Consider the following 1,501-nt stretch of genomic DNA (forward strand, 5'->3'; position numbering starts at 1 on the left):
ACCTGCCAGTCGTTCGGCGCGTAGCCCGCATCGACTGCCGCGCGCGAGGCACCGACGGCAGCACCGAGCTTGTCGGCAACCGGAAGGATGACCTCCTGGAATTTTTCAGACGAACCAAGCGCACGCCCGCCCGAGATGATGATCTTCGCCGAGGTCAGTTCCGGACGATCCGACGAGGACAACGCGTCCTTGACGTGGGTCGAGAGGCCGGGGTCCGCAGCGGCCGAGACGCTTTCGATCGATGCGCTGCCGCCTTCAGAGGCCGCGGCGAAGGATGCCGTGCGCACCGTGATCACCTTCTTGGCGTCAGTGGACTGTACCGTCTGGATCGCATTGCCCGCATAGATCGGACGCTTGAACGTATCGGCCGAGACGACCTCGATGATTTCCGAGACCTGCGCGACATCGAGAAGCGCTGCCACGCGCGGCAGAACGTTCTTGCCGACGGAGGTGGCGGCAGAGACGATTGCCTCATAGCTACCGGCAAGCGACACGATGAGCGCTGCAAGCGGTTCTGCGAGATTGTTGGCAAGGGTCTGATCCTCGGCAACAAGCACCTTCGAAACGCCTGCGAGCTTTGCCGCCTGTTCGGCGGCCGCCTTGGCACCGGCACCGGCGACGAGCACATGCACGTCGGAACCGATCTTCGATGCCGCCGTCAGCGCCTTCGCCGTCTGGTCGGAAAGGTGGGCATTGTCGTGATCTGCCAGAAGAAGAATGGCCATGATGATGTTCTCCCTTTCCTGCCTTACAGCACGCCGGCTTCGTTTTTCAGCTTGTCGACGAGTTCCGCGACGCTCTTGACCTTGACGCCTGCCTTACGGCCGGACGGTTCCTCGGTCTTCAGCACCTTGAGGCGCGGGCTCGTGTCGACGCCGAAATCGGATGGCGTCTTTTTGTCGAGCGGCTTCTTCTTCGCCTTCATGATGTTGGGCAGCGAGGCATAACGCGGCTCGTTGAGGCGCAGGTCCGTGGTGACCACGGCAGGCAGCTTCACTTCGATCGTCTGGAGACCGCCGTCGACTTCGCGGGTGACCTGGGCGGAACCCTCACCGATCTCGACCTTCGAGGCGAAGGTTGCCTGTGCCCAGCCGAGCAGGGCCGAGAGCATCTGGCCCGTCTGGTTGCTGTCATCGTCGATCGCCTGCTTGCCGACGATGATCAGGCCGGGCTGTTCAGCTTCTGCCACGCCCTTGAGGATCTTGGCCACGGCGAGCGGCTCGACGGCATCTTCCGTCTCGACCAGCACGGCGCGGTCGGCGCCCATGGCGAGCGCGGTGCGCAGCGTCTCTTCGGCCTTGGCCGGACCAATCGACACGACAACCACTTCCGACGCCTTGCCGGCTTCCTTCAGCCGCAACGCCTCCTCGACCGAAATCTCGTCGAACGGGTTCATCGACATCTTCACATTCGAAAGCTCGACACCCGAGCCATCCGCCTTCACGCGAATTTTGACGTTGTAATCAACGACCCGCTTTACAGGGACCAAGATCTTCATGGC

2 protein-coding genes are annotated in these 1,501 nt (G+C 62.6%); both read right to left on the minus strand.

All coding sequences use genetic code 11. The features are described from left to right. Positions 1 to 725 (minus strand): electron transfer flavoprotein subunit alpha/FixB family protein (locus tag GB927_RS34190; protein ID WP_256121585.1); only part of this gene is annotated, 725 nt, incomplete at its 3' end. A gap of 23 nt (positions 726 to 748) precedes the next feature. After that, positions 749 to 1,498, minus strand: a complete 750-nt coding sequence (locus tag GB927_RS34195) for an electron transfer flavoprotein subunit beta/FixA family protein (protein ID WP_256121586.1) — start codon at positions 1,496 to 1,498, stop codon at positions 749 to 751. Positions 1,499 to 1,501: the final 3 nt, after the last annotated feature.

The organism is Shinella lacus, from assembly GCF_010994755.1.
GTDB classification, from domain to species: domain Bacteria; phylum Pseudomonadota; class Alphaproteobacteria; order Rhizobiales; family Rhizobiaceae; genus Shinella; species Shinella lacus.

Bases quoted from the DNA above. Each gene is read 5' to 3' on its own strand.
- GB927_RS34195 (WP_256121586.1), bottom strand. From the start codon at position 1,498: ATGAAGATCTTGGTCCCTGTAAAGCGGGTCGTTGATTACAACGTCAAA.